The organism is Pseudomonas sp. TH49, assembly GCF_016650625.1.
In the GTDB taxonomy this organism is placed as follows: Bacteria; Pseudomonadota; Gammaproteobacteria; order Pseudomonadales; family Pseudomonadaceae; genus Aquipseudomonas; species Aquipseudomonas fluorescens_H.
In genome coordinates, this window is the sequence record NZ_JAEKFL010000001.1 from 1,243,931 (window position 1) to 1,260,278 (window position 16,348).

A 16,348-nucleotide genomic window follows, 5' to 3' on the forward strand; every position below is an offset into this window, starting at 1 on the left:
TCGTCTAAAAAAAACAGTTAAATACCGATACAAATCGAATTAGCACTAAACCCATGTGGGAGCGGGCTTGCTCGCGAAGGCGGCACATCCGTCGATATCACCTTTGAATGAAAAACCGCATTCGCGAGCAAGCCCGCTCCCACAAAAGCAGCGTTTACAGACCTTCTTCGAGCACCCGATCCAGCATGTCGACAAAGAAGTCCACACTGCGCCGCGAGGTGACCATCGGCGGTTTGATCTTGAGAATATTCAGGTCATCCCCGGTAGGTTGCATGAAGATCCCCAGCTCGCGCAGGCGATCGCACAACAACGTGGTCTCCTCGGTGGCCGGCTCCAGCGTCTCGCGGTTGCGGATCAGTTCCACCCCCAGATAGAAGCCGGAGCCATGTACCGCACCCACCAGCGGATGTTTATCGATCAGCGCTTCCAGCCGCGCCTTGAAGTGACCGCCGACGATCTGCGCGTTTTCCCAGAGCTTTTCTTCTTCCATCACATCCAGGACTGCCATGCCGATCTGACAGCTCACCGGGCTGCCACCGGCCGACGAGAAGAAATAGCCTTCGGCCTCTAGCGCCTCGGCGATTTCCCGACGCGTAATCACCGCGCCGAGCGGCTGGCCGTTGCCCATGCCCTTGGCCATGGTGATGATGTCCGGCACCACGCCCTGCTCTTCGAAGCCCCAGAAAAAGTGGCCCATGCGCCCGTAACCGACCTGCACTTCGTCGGCGATGCACACCCCGCCCTGCGCACGTACCAGCGCATAGACCTGTTTCAGATAACCGGGCGGCAGGGAAATCCCGCCGGCATTGCCGTAAACCGGTTCGCAGATGAACCCGGCCAGTTGGCGCTTCTGCGCGGCGATATGCGCCAGTTGCGCTTCGACGCTGCGCACATAGTCCGGCGCAGAATCGAGACCACGGAATTGGCCACGATAAATATTCGGCGCGGTCACCGGGTGCACCCAGTCCGGACGGCTTTCCAGCGCACGCGGGTTGTCGGCGATGGATGTCGATACCGCATCGGCGCCGACCGTCCAGCCGTGATAGGCCTCGAGCACGCTGAGCATGTCGCGCCCGCCGCTGTAGGCCCACGCCAGACGAATCGCCAGGTCGTTGGCTTCGCTGCCGCTGTTGACCAGAAACACCCGGTCCATGCCGTCCGGCGCCAGTTTCAGCAAGCGTTCGGAAAACTCCGCCACGGCGGCATAGTTGAAGCGCGAGTTGGTGTTGAGCAGCGACCACTGTCGCGCCGCCACCTGAGCCATGCGCGGATGACCATGACCGAGCACCGCGACGTTGTTGAGCATGTCGAGGTAGCAGCGGCCCTGCATGTCGATCAGGTGATTGCGCCAGCCGCGCTCGATGCGCGGCGGGTCGACGTAATAATGTTTTTGCGTGCGGGCGAAACTCGCGTCGCGCCGTTCCAGCAAGGTTTTGCTGTCCAGCTCCGGTTCGGCATCGCAGGCCAGCCCGAGCAGAGTGGCTGGCGAAGGACACAAGGCCTGCCACGCGGCAGCGCGCGAAGGGCTGCAGAACCATGGCGCATCCAGCGATGCCACTCGACCCAACTGCACAAGCAACGGACCGCTGACCGCACCCAGCACCTGCCCTTTGACCAACGCCGCGCCGCTGTGCAGCGAAGCATTCACACCGCGCAAACGCACGCTCAGCTGCGGCCCGTCGAGCTGCAGCACACCGTCCGCCGCGTGGTGCAGCACACCGGCAAACGGCGCTTCCACGGTCGTGCCCTGTGGCACGCGCAGTTCAACGTGCAGCGGGAAGGTCTCCGGCTCTACCGCGCTGTCCACTCGCGTCTGCGACAAACGGTATTGCCCATAACGACTCGCCGCCAGGCCATGCGCGGCAGCGGCTTCAGTCAGCAGCCGTTGATCGATCCCCTCCTGCTCCCAGTTGCCCGCTTCGAAGTGCGGACTGAGGACGCCAAGATCTATCAACGCAAACTCGCGCCCGACCAGCTCTGGCAACAACGGAGCGAAGCCTTCACTGTCAATGGCCGGCAGCGGCTGGCCGACCGCCGTGAGGATCGCCGCTTCCATCAGCGCCAGCGGCACAGACGTGGCCACGTGGAAAATTTCCCATTCGTGGCCAAGGTTATCGCGGCTGTAGGTGTTGCCCGGATCGATGCTGACCTGCTGCTCGCCACTGAGTACCAGCACCGCTGCGCGGGCCACGATCAATGGCCACAACGCCAACAGCTCTGCATGTTGCAACGGATTGACTGCGTGATAGGCCTGCACTGCCGGCAGAATCACCAACGGATCACCGCCAGCATGGTGCAGCAGCGCCGCGCACGTTACCGACAGATCGGTAATGCGCCAGGTGCGCACCAGATCTCCGAAGTCGATCACACCCTGCAATTGCCAATGACGTTTGGCATCGCGTTGCCAGACGACGTTATCGTCGGTGATGTCCATGTGGATCGCCTGCACCGGCAGCTTGTCCAGCAGCGGCTGCAAGCGACGTTCGGCCTGTTCGGCAGCGTCAGCAATCAGTGCGCGCTGGCCTTCATCCTTGATCACCGGCAGCAGATGCTTGATCAGCGCACTGGCGTGACGCGCATCCCACTGCAGCGTGCGCTGAAGGCCTGGGTGATCGAAGCCGGCCAGGGCCAGATCCATCTCGCCACACAGTTGACCGAAACCGGCCACCACGTCGTGGCCCAAGTGATCAAGATGAGTCAGCGACTGACCCTCGATGTAGTCCAGCAAACGCACGTGCACTGGCTCGCCGTCGGCCTCCAGCGATAACAGATCCGCTCCGTTACTGGCCGGGATCACTCTGGGCACGTGCACCGAAGAGTGTTCGGCAAGGTACTCGAGGCCTGCATGCTGAGCCTGCAACTCCACAAGTGCATAGTCGCCGCGGCAGATTTTCAGGACAAACCGCCCACGCTCAGTGTCGACCCGATAATTCAGATCCTGCTGACTGCCCAGTGCCTGTAACGTGCCACTGAGGCCGTAATGCTCCGCCAACCACTGCCGGGCCTGCGCTTCAGAAACCTGTGGGCTGGGCAAACTGGCGCGATGAATCAACGTGGCGAGCGGCATGGAACGACCCCTGAAATTTTATTAGGCGCCTATATCGCCATTGCTACCGTGGATGCGCAACCCCCGATCCGTGTTATTCAAGCGCTCGCATCCGCGGGCACTTTGCGCAAGAATGTCGGCCATTCACATCTATCTGGAAAAACCTCATGAATGTAATCACCACCGATCTGCCCGGTGTTCTGATCATCGAACCCAAGGTATTTGGTGACGAGCGCGGCTTCTTCTACGAGAGTTTCAACGCCAAGGCATTCCAGGATGCAACGGGGCTGGACACCCAATTCGTTCAGGACAACCATTCGCGCTCGCAGAAAGGTGTGCTGCGCGGCCTGCATTACCAACTGCAAAATACCCAAGGCAAACTGGTCCGGGTAACGGCCGGTGAAGTGCTGGATGTGGCCGTGGACATCCGTCGCAGCTCGCCGCACTTCGGCAAATGGGTTGCCGTACGCCTGTCGGCTGAAAACCACCGTCAACTGTGGGTTCCGGAAGGTTTCGCCCATGGTTTCGTGGTGCTGAGCGAGTTCGCCGAGTTCCTCTACAAGACCACCAACTACTACGATCCATCGTCCGAGCGCAGCATTCGCTGGGACGACCCCGCTCTGGGCATCGACTGGCAGCTTGATGAAGCACCGAAGCTGTCGGCCAAGGATCAGTCCGGCGCGCTGCTCAAGGACGCTGACGTCTTCGCCTGAGCCTAGGCATAATGCGCCTGTCACCACAGGCGCATCCGGCTCATGAAACCTACCCTTCCCCGCAGACCTCGCTGGCGCAGCCTCGCCCTGCTGGCGCTGTGTCTGGCGCCGCTTCTATGGCCGCTGGAACATCTGGCCGAGCGCTATTACCGCAGTGAACTGGCCGGGCAAAACCGCCAGACCCTCGACCTCTACGTTGCCAACCTGCTCGGTACCCTGCACCGCTATGAAGTGCTGCCGCAGATCCTCGGCGACCTGCCGGCCCTGCGCGCCGTACTCGGCGCACCGGACGACGGCGTCACCCAGGGCAATGCCAACCGCCTGCTGAAAAACATCGCGGCGCAGACCGGCGCCGAAGTCATGTACCTGATGGACACCAGCGGCCAGACCCTGGCAGCGTCGAACTGGGACAAGCACGACAGTTTCGTCGGGCGCAATTTCGCTTTCCGTCCGTATTTCAGCGAGGCCATGGCCGGACGCCTCGGACGTTTCTTCGGCCTCGGTACCACCTCGGCCAAGCGCGGTTATTTCTTCGCGGCGGCAGTGCGCAACGGAGAGAAAATAATCGGGGTGCTGGTGATCAAGGTTGACCTCGACCACACCGAAAGCCTGTGGGGCAAAACCCCGGAACAACTGCTGGTGACCGACCATAACGGCGTGGTGATTCTCACCTCGCGTCCGGAATGGCGCTTCCGCTCGACCCGCCCCCTGAGCGAGCCCGAGCGTTTGGCGATCACCGCCATCCAGCCCTATCCAACACGTGAGCCGCGCCCGCTGAACCTCAGCCCCAATGCCTGGCTGACGCAAACCGTGAACATCGCCGAAACCGGCTGGAGCGTCAGCATCCTCGCCCCGCGTACGCTGATCGACCGTCCGGTACGCACCGTGGTGGCGATCGGTGGCGCCACACTGTTGGTGGTGATGCTGTTGCTGGGGCTGATGATGCAACGCCGTCGGCATTACCTGGAGCGCATCGCTTTCGAAGCCAAGGCCCGTCGCGAACTGGAAGGCCGGGTGGCTGAACGGACCAGCGATCTCGAAGGCCTCAACCGCCGCCTCAAGCAGGAAGTGCTGGAGCGCGAACAGGCCCAGCAGGAACTGGTGCGCGCCCAGGACGATCTGGTCCAGGCCGGAAAACTATCGGCGCTCGGAACCATGTCGGCGAGCATCAGCCATGAACTCAATCAGCCGCTGGCGGCGATTCGCAGCTACGCCGAAAACGCCGAAGTGTTGCTCGATCATCAGCGCACCGACGACGCCCGCGGCAACCTCAAACTGATCAGCGAACTCACCGGGCGCATGGCCTCGATCATCGCCCACCTGCGGGCCTTTGCCCGCCGCGATCGCCATGCCCCGGAAAGCGTGGCCCTGCAACCGGCGCTGGACGATGCGCTGGCGTTGCTGGCCAAACGGCGCCGCAGCATGGAAGTCGAGCTGATTCGCGACCTGCCGGCCGCCACCCTGTGGGTCGAGGCCGGGGAAACCCGGCTGCGCCAGGTGCTCGGCAACTTGTTGGCCAACGCGCTCGATGCGCTGACCGAAAAAGGCCCGCCGCGCAAACTGTGGCTGAGTGCCGAATCCACCGCCGAGGGCGTCAACCTGTACATTCGCGACAACGGTCCGGGGTTCTGCATGGAAGCCCTCGGTCGCGCCAGCGAGCCCTTCTACACCACCAAGACCCGCACCCAGGGCCTTGGCCTGGGGCTGGCCATCTGTGAAACCCTGATGCGCGCCTTCGGTGGTGAACTGTCGTTCGCCAACCACAAGCAAGGTGGCGCCTTGATCACCCTGCGGCTGCGCGCCGGCGCGCCCGGGGTCAGCCTGCAACCGTCCGAGGATCGAAGTGCATGACCATCGACAATCGCATTCAGGTGGTGTTGATCGACGACGATCCGCACTTGCGTCAGGCCCTCGGCCAGACCCTGGACCTGGCCGGGCTGAAAATCCTCCCGCTGTCCGAAGCCAAAGGTCTGGCCGGGCAACTGGAGCGTGACTGGCCCGGCGTGGTGGTCAGCGACATCCGCATGCCGGGCATGGACGGCCTGGAGCTGTTGAGCGAATTGCATGCTCAGGACCCAGAGCTGCCGGTGCTGCTGATCACCGGCCACGGCGATGTGCCGCTGGCGGTGCAGGCGATGCGTGCCGGCGCCTATGACTTTCTGGAAAAACCGTTCGCCAGCGATGCGCTGCTCGACAGCGTGCGCCGTGCCCTGGCCCTGCGCCGGCTGGTACTGGACAACCGCAGCCTGCGCCTGGCCCTGAGCGATCGCAACGAACTGAGCGCGCGACTGGTCGGCCACTCGGCGCCGATGCTGCGCCTGCGCGAGCAGATCGGCGCGCTGGCGGCGACCAAGGCTGACGTGCTGATCCTCGGTGAAACCGGCGCCGGCAAAGAAGTCGTGGCCCGTGCGCTGCACGACTTGTCGAGCCGGCGCAACGGCCCGTTCGTGGCGATCAACGCCGGGGCACTGGCCGAATCGGTGGTCGAAAGCGAACTGTTCGGGCATGAGCCGGGCGCGTTCACCGGCGCGCAGAAACGCCGCATCGGTAAATTCGAATTCGCCAACGGCGGCACGCTGTTCCTCGATGAAATCGAAAGCATGAGCATGGACGTGCAGGTGAAATTGCTGCGCATGCTGCAAGAGCGCGTGGTCGAACGTCTGGGTGGCAATCAGTTGATCCCGTTGGACATCCGGGTCATCGCTGCGACCAAGGAAGACCTGCGTCAGGCCGCCGATCAAGGGCGTTTTCGCGCCGACTTGTACTACCGACTGAACGTCGCCCCCCTACGCATTCCGCCGCTGCGCGAACGCGGCGAGGACGCGCTGGTGCTGTTCCAGCATTACGCCGATGAAGCCAGCGCCCGCCACGGTTTGCCGCCTCATGAACTGCAACCGGCGCAACGCGCCTTGCTGCTGCGCCACACCTGGCCGGGCAACGTGCGCGAACTGCAGAACGCTGCCGAGCGTTTCGCCCTCGGTCTGGAACTGGCGCTGGATAACAGTGGAAGCGAAGGCGGCGGCAGCACGGTGGAAGTCATCAGTGGCGGGCTCAGCGAGCAAGTGGAAAACTTCGAGAAATCGTTGATTGCCGCCGAGCTGGCGCGCTCGCACAGTTCGGTACGCAGCCTCGCCGAAGCCCTGGGCATTCCGCGCAAAACCCTGCACGACAAACTGCGCAAGCACGGCTTGAATTTTGCCGACAGTAGCGCCCATGGAGACGAAGCCGAATGAGTCGCGACAGTCGCTATCTGGAATCGGTGCTGCATCACGACATTCCCCTGACTCGGGAGATGGGCCTCAAGGTTCTCGCCTGGCACGAGCAGCAGTTAAGCCTGCACTTGCCGCTGGAGCCGAACGTCAATCACAAGAGCACCATGTTCGGCGGCAGTCTCTACTGCGGCGCGGTGCTGGCGGGTTGGGGCTGGCTGCATCTGCGCCTGAAGGAAGAAGGCATCGAGGACGGGCACATCGTGATTCAGGAAGGGCAGATCAGCTATCCGCTGCCTGTGACCGGTGATGCCACGGCGATTTGTCCGCCACCGCAAGCGCTGGTCTGGAACAAGTTTCTGGCGATGTATCAGCGTTATGGACGCGCGCGATTGACGCTCAATACGCGGATCGTCAACGCCGGCAGCGACGAGGATGCGGTGACGTTCAGCGGGCAGTACGTTCTGCACCGCTGAACGTCAACAGCCCCTCACCCTAACCCTCTCCCGGAGGGAGAAGGGACTGACCGAGGCGTCTTGCGTCAGGCATCGACCTGAAAGATCGGCAGCGATTATGGATTCAGTAGAACTGGCTCAAGTCGGTGAACCTCACCAGCATCCCCCAATCGGCCCCCTCTCCCTCCGGGAGAGGGCTGGGGTGAGGGGAATCGAGAATCCACCCACTTACCCCCGAGCCAGTTCCAGCAATCTGGACCGCCAAGCCGCCTTTGCCGGCAGCGCCAGAAAGAATTCATTGAGCAGCGATTCCCGCGCCGGATAACAGAACGCTTCGCCCTGCAGATCCACCACCTCACCGCCCGCACCTTCGAGCACGCCCTGTGCTGCCGCGGTATCCCACTGCGAAGTCGGCGCCAGTCGCGGATAGCAATCCGCTGCCCCTTCGGCCAACAGACAGAATTTCAACGAACTGCCGATATTCGTCAGTTGCAGCTCGCCAAGGCTGGCGCTCAGACCAGCGAGCAGGCGCTCCTGCTCCGGACTGGAATGCCGGCGGCTCGCCACCACGGTGAACGTTTCACCAGCGGCGAGTACGTCACGCACCTGAATCGCCACCGGCGAGCCACCTTTATCCCCACGCCACGCGCCGAGACCCGCACCGCCGACATAGAAACGCCCATTGGTTGGCATCGACACCACGCCAAACACCACCCGACCGTTTTCGATCAGCGCGATGTTGACGGTGAACTCTTCACTGCCACTGATGAACTCCTTGGTGCCATCCAGTGGATCCACCAACCACCAGCGCTGCCACCCGGCACGCACGCTCTGCGGGATGTCGGCATCTTCTTCGGACAGAATCGGGATACTGGAGTCCAGCGCGGTCAGCCCAGCAACGATCACATGGTGCGCAGCGATGTCCGCCGCCGTCACCGGTGAGTCATCGGACTTGGCGGTAACCGCCACATCGGCGCGCCAGAACGGCAGGATCGCCTCGCCGGCCTGCAATGCCAACTCAACCACTGGCGCCATCAACGGATGGGGAAAACTCATCGACATCTCACTCATGACTGAAAAAACCCGCGCTGCGTCAGCAGATCACGCGCCAGATACAACGCCGCCAAGGCACGGCCTTCGGTAAATTGCGGGTTCTGCGCCAGCGCCGCCAGTTCACTCAGGTTGACCTTGTCGACACGCATCGGCTCGGGTTCGTCGCCCTCCAGACGCTCCTCGTAGAGGTCGGTGGCCAGCACCACCTGGATCTTCTGGCTCATGTAGCCCGGCGATAGAGAAAGCTCGGTCAGATGTTCCAGCTGGCGCGCGCCGTAACCGGCCTCTTCCTTGAGCTCCCGCTCAGCGGCTGCCAGCACATCCTCGCCCGGCTCGATCAGACCTTTGGGCAGGGACAGTTCGTACTCGTCAGTACCACCGCAGTATTCCTCGACCAGCACCGCGTGTTCGCTATCGAGCATTGCCACAATCATCACCGCGCCATAGCCCGCGCCTTTGCCGACCAGACGCTCGTAGGTGCGTTCCACGCCGTTGGAAAAACGCAGCTTCAGTTCTTCGACGCAGAACAGGCGACTGGTGGCGACGATCTCGCGGGCGAGTACAGTGGGTTTCTGGCGCATGCAAAGCTCCTTGGCGTGAACGCGCTACTATAACGCGGCTTTCCCGATTGTTTGTGTCGGATATCTTTCTACCGCTCGAGACGTTGCCATGCCTTCTTTACCATGGTCTGACATCGATACCGTCCTGCTGGACATGGACGGTACGCTGCTGGACCTGCACTTCGACAACCATTTCTGGCTGGAGCACCTGCCGCAACGCTACGCCGAATTGCACGGTGTGAGCCGGGCCATGGCCGACATGGAATTGCAGCCGCTGTTCGAGCGCCATGCCGGGCAACTGCAGTGGTACTGCCTGGATTTCTGGAGTGCCGAGCTGAAGCTCTCGGTGCGTGAACTGAAACTGGAAACCGCACACCTGATCGCGCTGCGCCCGGATGCCGATACCTTTCTGCACGCGCTAAAACAGGCCGGCAAGCGGGTGATCATGATCACCAACGCCCACCGGGACTCGCTGTCGCTGAAACTGGAACGGATCGAACTGGCGCCGTATTTCGAACGGCTGATCAGCTCCCACGATTACGGTTTCCCCAAGGAGAACCCGCAGTTCTGGGATGCGTTGCAGGCGGATATCGCTTTTGATCCGGCGCGCAGTCTGTTCATCGACGATACGTTGCCGATTCTGCGTAGTGCACGGGAATTTGGTGTGACGCATTTGTTGGCGGTGAAACAGCCGGACAGCCGCAAGGGGCCGAAGGACACCGCCGAGTTTGCGGCGGTTGAAGACTACCGCGACTTGATCCGGGGACTCTGATTTCCTGTAGGAGCTGCCGCAGGCTGCGATCTTTTGACTTTGATTGTTTAAAAAACAAGATCAAAAGATCGCAGCCTTCGGCAGCTCCTACAGGGGTTGTGAGTTACTCAGGGATACGCAGGGTCTGGCCTGGATAGATTTTGTTCACATCCTTGAGCATCGGTTTGTTGGCTTCGAAAATCTTGTTGTACTGATTGGCGTTGCCATACACCGCCAAGGAAATCGCGCTGAGGGTGTCGCCCTTTTTCACCACTACAAAACGCGCGGCGGCCACCACCGGCCCGGTCACGGTGATCTGGTCATCGACACTGCCGACGCCTTCGATATTACCCACCGCCAGCAGAATTTTTTCCTTCTCCTCCTGGCTCGCTACCTCACCGGTAACGGTGACCTTGTCGCCGTCCACGGTTGCCTGAACATTGGGATTGCCCAACCCGACCTTGCTGATATGTTCCTTCAACTGCTCACTCGCATTGGCATTGCCCGGGGTCAGCAGGTCGATCAGCTTTTCACCGGCCTCTTTCACAAAGCTCAACAGACTCATAGCGCACACTCCTTGATTTGGATTCCAGACGTCCAAGCCTAGACCACACCAGACCAGCCCGGTTCCGGGCCGACCAATGACCCGACAGCCGCTTGATCGACGCCATCTATCAATAGATCGACAGTACCGATTAGACGCGACAAGTTGCCGCGCCTAGTCTTAGCGTTGATCAATCCGTCGGTGATGCCATGAACGCCAAGCGCCCAACTTGCGCGGCGCCTGCACTCGAAACGCCCGCGCCCGCCGCCAGCCAGACCTACAGCTACAGCGATCTGCCCCTTGTGGAATCGGCCAGCACCGCGCTCGCCGAGGAAGTTGCGTTGGCGATCGCCTACAACGGCATCAGTCAGGCGGTGATGCTGGTGACGCCGACGGATCTGGAAGATTTCATCGTCGGATTCAGCCTCGGCAGCGGCATCATCGAAGACGCCAGCGACATTTATGACCTGCAACTGACCGGCGCCGGCTCGGCGCAATACGCGCAGGTGACCATCGCCAACCGCGCGTTCTGGAACCTCAAGCAACAGCGCCGACAACTGGCCGGCACCAGCGGCTGCGGCCTGTGTGGCGTTGAAGCCGTCGAGCAAGCCTTGCCCGATCTGCAAGTTCTGCCCGGCGCACCGCTGCCGCCAGCCGTGTGGCTCGACGGTCTGCGCCAGCGCATCGGGGCGTTCCAGCCCCTCGGCCAGCATTGTGGCGCGGTACATGCGGCGGTGTTCATGAACGCCAGTGGTGAACTGTTGCTGGGCCGTGAAGACATCGGCCGGCACAACGCCCTCGACAAACTGATCGGCGGGCTGATCCGCCAGAAGATTTCCACAGAAGGCGGTCTGGCGATTGTCACCAGCCGTTGCAGTCTCGAATTGATCCAGAAAGTTTTACGCGCCGGCATCCAGACTCTGGTCAGCCTGTCCGCGCCCACGGGCCTTGCCGTGCAATGGGCCCGTCGCCACAACCTCAATCTCATCCACCTGCCGCAGAAGAATGCGCCGCGGGTCTACAGCCCAGCGATGGAGAATCAAGCGTGAGCCAACATCATCAAGCCGACCAGAAACCTGTCCCGCGCTACAAACCTTACAAAGGTGCAGCCGGCGGCTGGGGTGCGCTGATCAGCGTGGCCCAAGCCTGGTTGACCAGCGACAACGCGTTGAAAAACCTGCGCATGATGCTCAAGACCAACCAGAACGGCGGCTTCGACTGCCCGGGTTGCGCCTGGGGCGACTCGCCGGAAAGCGGCATGGTCAAGTTCTGCGAGAACGGCGCAAAAGCGGTGAACTGGGAAGCGACCAAGCGTCGGGTGGACAGCAAGTTCTTCGCCAAACACAGCGTGACCTCGTTGCTGGAGCAGAGCGACTACTGGCTCGAATATCAGGGTCGCCTGACCGAGCCGATGGTCTACGACGCCGAAACCGATCGTTACAAACCGATCGCCTGGGACGATGCCTATGCCCTGATCGGCAAACACCTGCAAGCACTGTCGAGCCCCGACCAGGCCGAGTTCTACACTTCGGGCCGCGCCAGCAACGAAGCCGCGTATCTCTATCAGCTGTTCGTGCGCGCCTACGGCACCAACAACTTCCCGGACTGCTCGAACATGTGCCACGAGGCCAGCGGTGTGGCGTTGGCCCAGAGTGTTGGCGTCGGCAAAGGCACCGTGACCTTCGACGACTTCGAACACGCCGACGCGATTTTCGTCTGGGGCCAGAACCCCGGCACCAACCACCCACGGATGCTCGAACCGCTGCGTGAAGCGGTGAAGCGCGGCGCGCAAGTGGTGTGCATCAACCCGCTCAAGGAGCGTGGTCTGGAACGCTTCCAGCACCCGCAGCACCCGATCGAAATGCTCACCAACGGCGACAAGCCGACCAACACCGCGTATTTCCGTCCGGCATTGGGCGGCGACATGGCGGTGCTGCGCGGTATGGCCAAGTTCCTCCTGCAATGGGAGCGCGATGCGCAGAAGGCCGGCACGCCGGCAGTGTTCGATCATGACTTCCTCAATGCGCACAGCGCCAACGTGCTGGAGTATCTGGGCGTGGTCGATGACACGCCATGGGAGCAGATCGTCGCGCAGTCCGGCCTGACTCTGGTGGAGATCGAGCAAGCGGCGCGCATGTACGCCAAAGGCAAGAACGTCATCATGTGCTGGGCGATGGGTATCACTCAGCATCGCCATTCGGTGCCGACCATCCAGGAAATCGCCAACCTGATGTTGCTGCGCGGCAACGTCGGCAAGCCGGGCGCCGGCCTGTGTCCGGTGCGCGGTCACAGTAACGTGCAGGGCGACCGCACCATGGGCATCAACGAGCGTCCGCCGGTGGCGTTCCTCGATTCCCTTGAGCGGCGTTTCCAGTTCAAGGTGCCGCGCGAAAACGGGCACAACGTGGTCGAGGCGATCCATGCGATGGCCGAGGGCCGCGCCAAGGTCTTCATCGGTCTGGGCGGCAACTTTGCCCAGGCCACGCCGGACAGCCCGCGCACCTTCGCGGCGCTGAGCAATTGCGACCTGACCGTGCAGATCAGCACCAAGCTCAACCGCAGCCACCTGGCCCACGGTAAAGATGCACTGATCCTGCCGTGCCTCGGCCGCACCGACATCGATATCCAGAGCGAAGGCCCGCAAGCGGTCACCGTGGAAGACTCGTTCAGCATGGTTCACGCGTCCAACGGCCAGTTGCAGCCGCTGTCGAACCAGATGCGCTCGGAACCGGCGATCATCGCCGGCATCGCCGCCGCCACGCTGGGCAGCAAACCGGTGGACTGGAACTGGCTGGTGGCCGATTACCGGCGCATCCGCGACCTGATCGCCGATACCATTCCGGGCTTCAAGGACTTCAACGAGAAGGTCAAGAACCCGGGCGGCTTCTACCTCGGCAACAGCGCTGGCGCGCGCAAGTGGAACACCCCGTCGGGCCGGGCCAATTTCCGCGCGAACCTGTTGCCGAAAGATCTGGTGCATGAACGCACCCGCGCCACCGGACAACTGCCAGACCTGATCCTGCAATCGATGCGCTCCCACGATCAGTACAACACCACGATCTATGGCCTCGACGACCGTTACCGTGGGGTCAAGGGCCAGCGCGATGTGTTGTTCGCCAACGAGGCCGACATCATTCGTCTGGGCTTCCGCCCGGGACAGAAGGCCGACATCGTGTCGATCTGGGACGATGGCCGTGAGCGTCGGGTGAAGGGTTTTACCTTGCTGGCGTTTGATATTCCGGCGGGTCAGGCAGCGGCTTACTACCCGGAAGTGAATCCGCTGGTGCCGCTGGAAAGCACCGGGGATGGCAGCCATACGCCGACATCGAAGTTCATTGCGATTCGCCTTGAAGCGGCGAGTGAGACGGGGTTGATCATGGCCAAATCTGCGTAATGCGGTGCCTGGACTGACCCCTTCGCGAGCAAGCCCGCTCCCACATTTGAAATGCATTTCAATGTGGGAGCGGGCTTGCTCGCGAAGGCGGTGGCTCATTCAACAAAATCCTTTGTACCCTGCACCTTTCAAACGCCCACAAAAAAGGCCGCTTTTTCACAAAAGCGGCCTGTCCGAAGTAGCTAAAGACCGGCAAAAATCGCTTAAGTTCCGCATAAAAAACAGTAACTTGCAGAATTGTATACAAGTCGTGTTATTCGTCGGAATTCGATTGTCAGCCTTGTTACACCACTTCAGGATCGCGCCGTCATCCCTTTGAGGCTCCTCTATGAAGTTCTCCTCGATTCTCTTGTTGTCCCTTGGCCTGGTCAGTGGTTTTGCATCTGCTGGAGGCACCACCGAAGCAGGTGTGGGCGGCGCATTGGGCGGGGTTCTTGGCTCGGTCGTCGGTCAGTCTTTAGGCGGCAGCACAGGTTCAACCATTGGCGCAGCCCTGGGCGGCGCGGGTGGTAGCGCGGTCGGCGCCAACAAACACAGCCGTGGCGAAGCGGCCATTGGCGGTGCGTTGGGCGCAGCCGGCGGTAACGTGGTTGGCCGCAGCATGGGCGGCACCACCGGCAGCCTGATCGGTGCCGCAGCAGGTGGCGGTGCCGGTGGCGCGCTGGGCAATTACATGGGCAACAAGAGCAATGAAGACGATCGTCGTTATGATCGTGGTCGCGACGACCGTCGCTACTACCGCGACGACCACCGCGGTCGCGGCCATGCTTACGGCCATCGCAAGCATCATCGGTATTACAACCACCGCTGATTGCCAAGCCTTGCGGGCAACGGATCAAAAGATCGCAGCCTGCGGCAGTTCCTACAGTCGAACCCTGTTAGGAGCTGCCGCAGGCTGCGATCTTTTTTGCGTTTAGCAAACCAGCAAACGCTCCAGCGCCTGGCGCAACTGGCCGGGAATCGGCACCGGTTGATTGCTCGCCCGATCCACAAACACATGGACGAAACGTCCCGCCGCACACGCCTCGCTTTCGCCAGCCTTGAACACCGCCAGTTCATATTGCACCGAACTGTTGCCCAGCTTGCCGACCCGCAAACCGACCTCGATCTGATCCGGGAACGCGATCGAGGCGAAGTAATCGCAAGATGAACTCACGACGAACCCCACTACCTCGCCATCGTGGATATCCAGGCCACCGACCTGAATCAAATAAGTGTTCACCGCGGTATCGAAAAAGCTGTAGTAGGTAACGTTGTTGATGTGTCCGTAAGCATCGTTGTCGTGCCAGCGGGTGGTGATCGGCTGGAAATGCGGGTAATCGGTGCGTTGCGGCATGGTGCTGGACATCGGTGTCGATTCCTTGAGTTTCTGCCCAGTCTAAAGGTAAAAACCTTTCCCTCGCGCCGCCAACTCGCCAATCAGTGGCGCCGGCCGCCATTGATCGCCCTGTCGCGTCTCCAGCGCCAGCAAGCGCTTGTGAATGTCTGCCAGCCCCTGATCGTCCGCCCAGGCCATCGGGCCGCCTCTGTCCGCCGGGAAGCCATAGCCATTGAGGTACACCAGATCGATGTCATGCGCCGATCCGGCAATGCCTTCCTGCAGAATTTTCGCGCCCTCGTTGATCAGCGCCAGAAGACACCGCTCGAGGATTTCCTCGGACCCAATCTCCCGGCGCTGAAAGCCGAGGCCTTCGCTGACGCTCAATATCAGCGCATCGACCTCGGGATCATGTTCGGCCTGACGACTGCCCGGCTCATAATGGTAATAACCGTTGCCGGATTTCTGCCCGAAGCGGCCCAACTCGCACAAGCGGTTGTCGACCTGAACCTCCGGCGTATCCTGGCCCTTGCCGGCCAATTCGCGCGCACGCCATTCCAGATCAATGCCGACCACGTCGTACATGCGGAACGGCCCCATCGCGAAACCGAAGCCCTGCAACGCCGCATCGACCTGCTGTGGATAAGCGCCTTCGAGCAGCATCTTGCGCGCCTCCAACACATACGGATGCAACATGCGATTGCCGATAAAACCGTGGCAGTTGCCCGACACCACACTGACCTTGCCCATGCGCTTGCCCAGCGCCAGTGCTGCTTCCAGCACGGCTAGAGAAGTCTGCGCCCCACGAACGATTTCCAGCAGCTTCATGATGTGCGCCGGGCTGAAGAAATGCAGGCCGAGTACTTGCGACGGACGCTTTGTTACAGCGGCAATCGCGTCGATATCCAGCGCCGATGTGTTGCTCGCCAACAACGCCGCAGGCTTGAGCACGCTGTCCAGTTCACGAAAGATCTTCTGTTTGAGCTCAAGATTTTCGTACACCGCTTCAATCACCAGATCGACATTACGGATCGCCGCATAATCCGCCGCTGCACGAACTCGGCCGATCCGCGCATCCGCTTCGGCCTGATCAATCCGGCCCTGGCGCACGTTGTGAGCATAAGTGTCGGCCACCGTGCCCAACGCCTGTTCAAGCATCTGTGGATTGTTATCAACCCACTGCACGGCGATGCCGGCATTCGCCAGGCACATGACGATGCCACGGCCCATGGTGCCCGCGCCGATCACGGCAGCTTGCTGAATATCGAACGATGTCTGGCTCATGTTGTTCTCTTGTTGGCGATC

The 16,348-nt window shown here is 61.5% G+C and carries 14 protein-coding genes; 8 read left to right on the top strand and 6 right to left on the bottom strand.

Going from position 1 to position 16,348, the window contains the following annotated elements; genetic code table 11:
• Window positions 1-154: 154 nt before the first annotated feature.
• Window positions 155-3,067, bottom strand: coding sequence for an aminotransferase (locus tag JFU48_RS05695; protein WP_201136049.1), 2,913 nt, complete (start codon window positions 3,065-3,067; stop codon window positions 155-157).
• A 146-nt stretch (window positions 3,068-3,213) separates the two neighbouring features.
• Between JFU48_RS05695 and rfbC the strand changes: the two genes are divergently transcribed.
• From rfbC to JFU48_RS05715, 4 genes are read left to right on the top strand one after another with little or no spacing between them, the layout of a single operon-like run.
• Window positions 3,214-3,759: a dTDP-4-dehydrorhamnose 3,5-epimerase gene (gene rfbC / locus JFU48_RS05700; RefSeq protein WP_201136050.1), complete on the top strand. Its 546-nt coding sequence runs from the start codon at window positions 3,214-3,216 to the stop codon at window positions 3,757-3,759.
• A gap of 42 nt (window positions 3,760-3,801) precedes the next feature.
• Window positions 3,802-5,610 (top strand): sensor histidine kinase, encoded by a 1,809-nt coding sequence (locus JFU48_RS05705; RefSeq protein WP_103485296.1) that lies wholly within the window; start codon window positions 3,802-3,804, stop codon window positions 5,608-5,610.
• Window positions 5,607-6,992, top strand: a complete 1,386-nt coding sequence (locus JFU48_RS05710) for a sigma-54-dependent transcriptional regulator (RefSeq protein ID WP_003220686.1) — start codon at window positions 5,607-5,609, stop codon at window positions 6,990-6,992. The genes JFU48_RS05705 and JFU48_RS05710 overlap by 4 nt, the downstream gene beginning before the upstream one ends.
• Window positions 6,989-7,444, top strand: a complete 456-nt coding sequence (locus JFU48_RS05715) for a YiiD C-terminal domain-containing protein (RefSeq protein ID WP_201136051.1) — start codon at window positions 6,989-6,991, stop codon at window positions 7,442-7,444. The genes JFU48_RS05710 and JFU48_RS05715 overlap by 4 nt, the downstream gene beginning before the upstream one ends.
• A gap of 207 nt (window positions 7,445-7,651) precedes the next feature.
• On the opposite strand, the gene cysQ is transcribed toward JFU48_RS05715, so the two are convergent.
• Together cysQ and nudE are read right to left on the bottom strand one after the other, a co-directional pair.
• The gene (gene cysQ, locus JFU48_RS05720; protein WP_201137059.1) at window positions 7,652-8,485 is read right to left on the bottom strand and encodes a 3'(2'),5'-bisphosphate nucleotidase CysQ; all 834 of its coding nucleotides are present in this window, start codon (window positions 8,483-8,485) and stop codon (window positions 7,652-7,654) included.
• A gap of 5 nt (window positions 8,486-8,490) precedes the next feature.
• Entirely contained in the window at window positions 8,491-9,057 is a 567-nt protein-coding gene (gene nudE, locus JFU48_RS05725; protein ID WP_003220680.1) for an ADP compounds hydrolase NudE, read from the bottom strand.
• A gap of 88 nt (window positions 9,058-9,145) precedes the next feature.
• Between nudE and yrfG the strand changes: the two genes are divergently transcribed.
• The gene (gene yrfG / locus JFU48_RS05730) at window positions 9,146-9,808 is read left to right on the top strand and encodes a GMP/IMP nucleotidase (protein ID WP_201136052.1); all 663 of its coding nucleotides are present in this window, start codon (window positions 9,146-9,148) and stop codon (window positions 9,806-9,808) included.
• Between the two features lie 103 nt (window positions 9,809-9,911).
• Here the strand turns inward: yrfG and lysM are convergent, their stop codons facing one another.
• The gene (lysM, locus tag JFU48_RS05735) at window positions 9,912-10,352 is read right to left on the bottom strand and encodes a peptidoglycan-binding protein LysM (protein WP_027611221.1); all 441 of its coding nucleotides are present in this window, start codon (window positions 10,350-10,352) and stop codon (window positions 9,912-9,914) included.
• 188 nt (window positions 10,353-10,540) lie between these two features.
• On the opposite strand from lysM, the gene fdhD reads away from it, so the two are divergent.
• From fdhD to JFU48_RS05750, 3 genes are all read left to right on the top strand, one after another.
• Entirely contained in the window at window positions 10,541-11,380 is an 840-nt protein-coding gene (gene fdhD / locus JFU48_RS05740) for a formate dehydrogenase accessory sulfurtransferase FdhD (protein WP_201136053.1), read from the top strand.
• A complete protein-coding gene (locus JFU48_RS05745) occupies window positions 11,377-13,725 on the top strand; it encodes an FdhF/YdeP family oxidoreductase (RefSeq protein ID WP_201136054.1) in 2,349 nt (782 codons plus the stop codon). The genes fdhD and JFU48_RS05745 overlap by 4 nt, the downstream gene beginning before the upstream one ends.
• A gap of 328 nt (window positions 13,726-14,053) precedes the next feature.
• Window positions 14,054-14,536 (top strand): glycine zipper domain-containing protein, encoded by a 483-nt coding sequence (locus JFU48_RS05750; RefSeq protein WP_003220670.1) that lies wholly within the window; start codon window positions 14,054-14,056, stop codon window positions 14,534-14,536.
• 102 nt (window positions 14,537-14,638) lie between these two features.
• Here the strand turns inward: JFU48_RS05750 and JFU48_RS05755 are convergent, their stop codons facing one another.
• Window positions 14,639-15,073 carry an acyl-CoA thioesterase gene (locus JFU48_RS05755; protein ID WP_003220668.1) on the bottom strand — a complete coding sequence of 145 codons (435 nt, stop codon included), beginning with the start codon at window positions 15,071-15,073 and terminating at the stop codon, window positions 14,639-14,641.
• A gap of 30 nt (window positions 15,074-15,103) precedes the next feature.
• The gene (locus JFU48_RS05760) at window positions 15,104-16,327 is read right to left on the bottom strand and encodes a 3-hydroxyacyl-CoA dehydrogenase (protein WP_201136055.1); all 1,224 of its coding nucleotides are present in this window, start codon (window positions 16,325-16,327) and stop codon (window positions 15,104-15,106) included.
• Window positions 16,328-16,348: the final 21 nt, after the last annotated feature.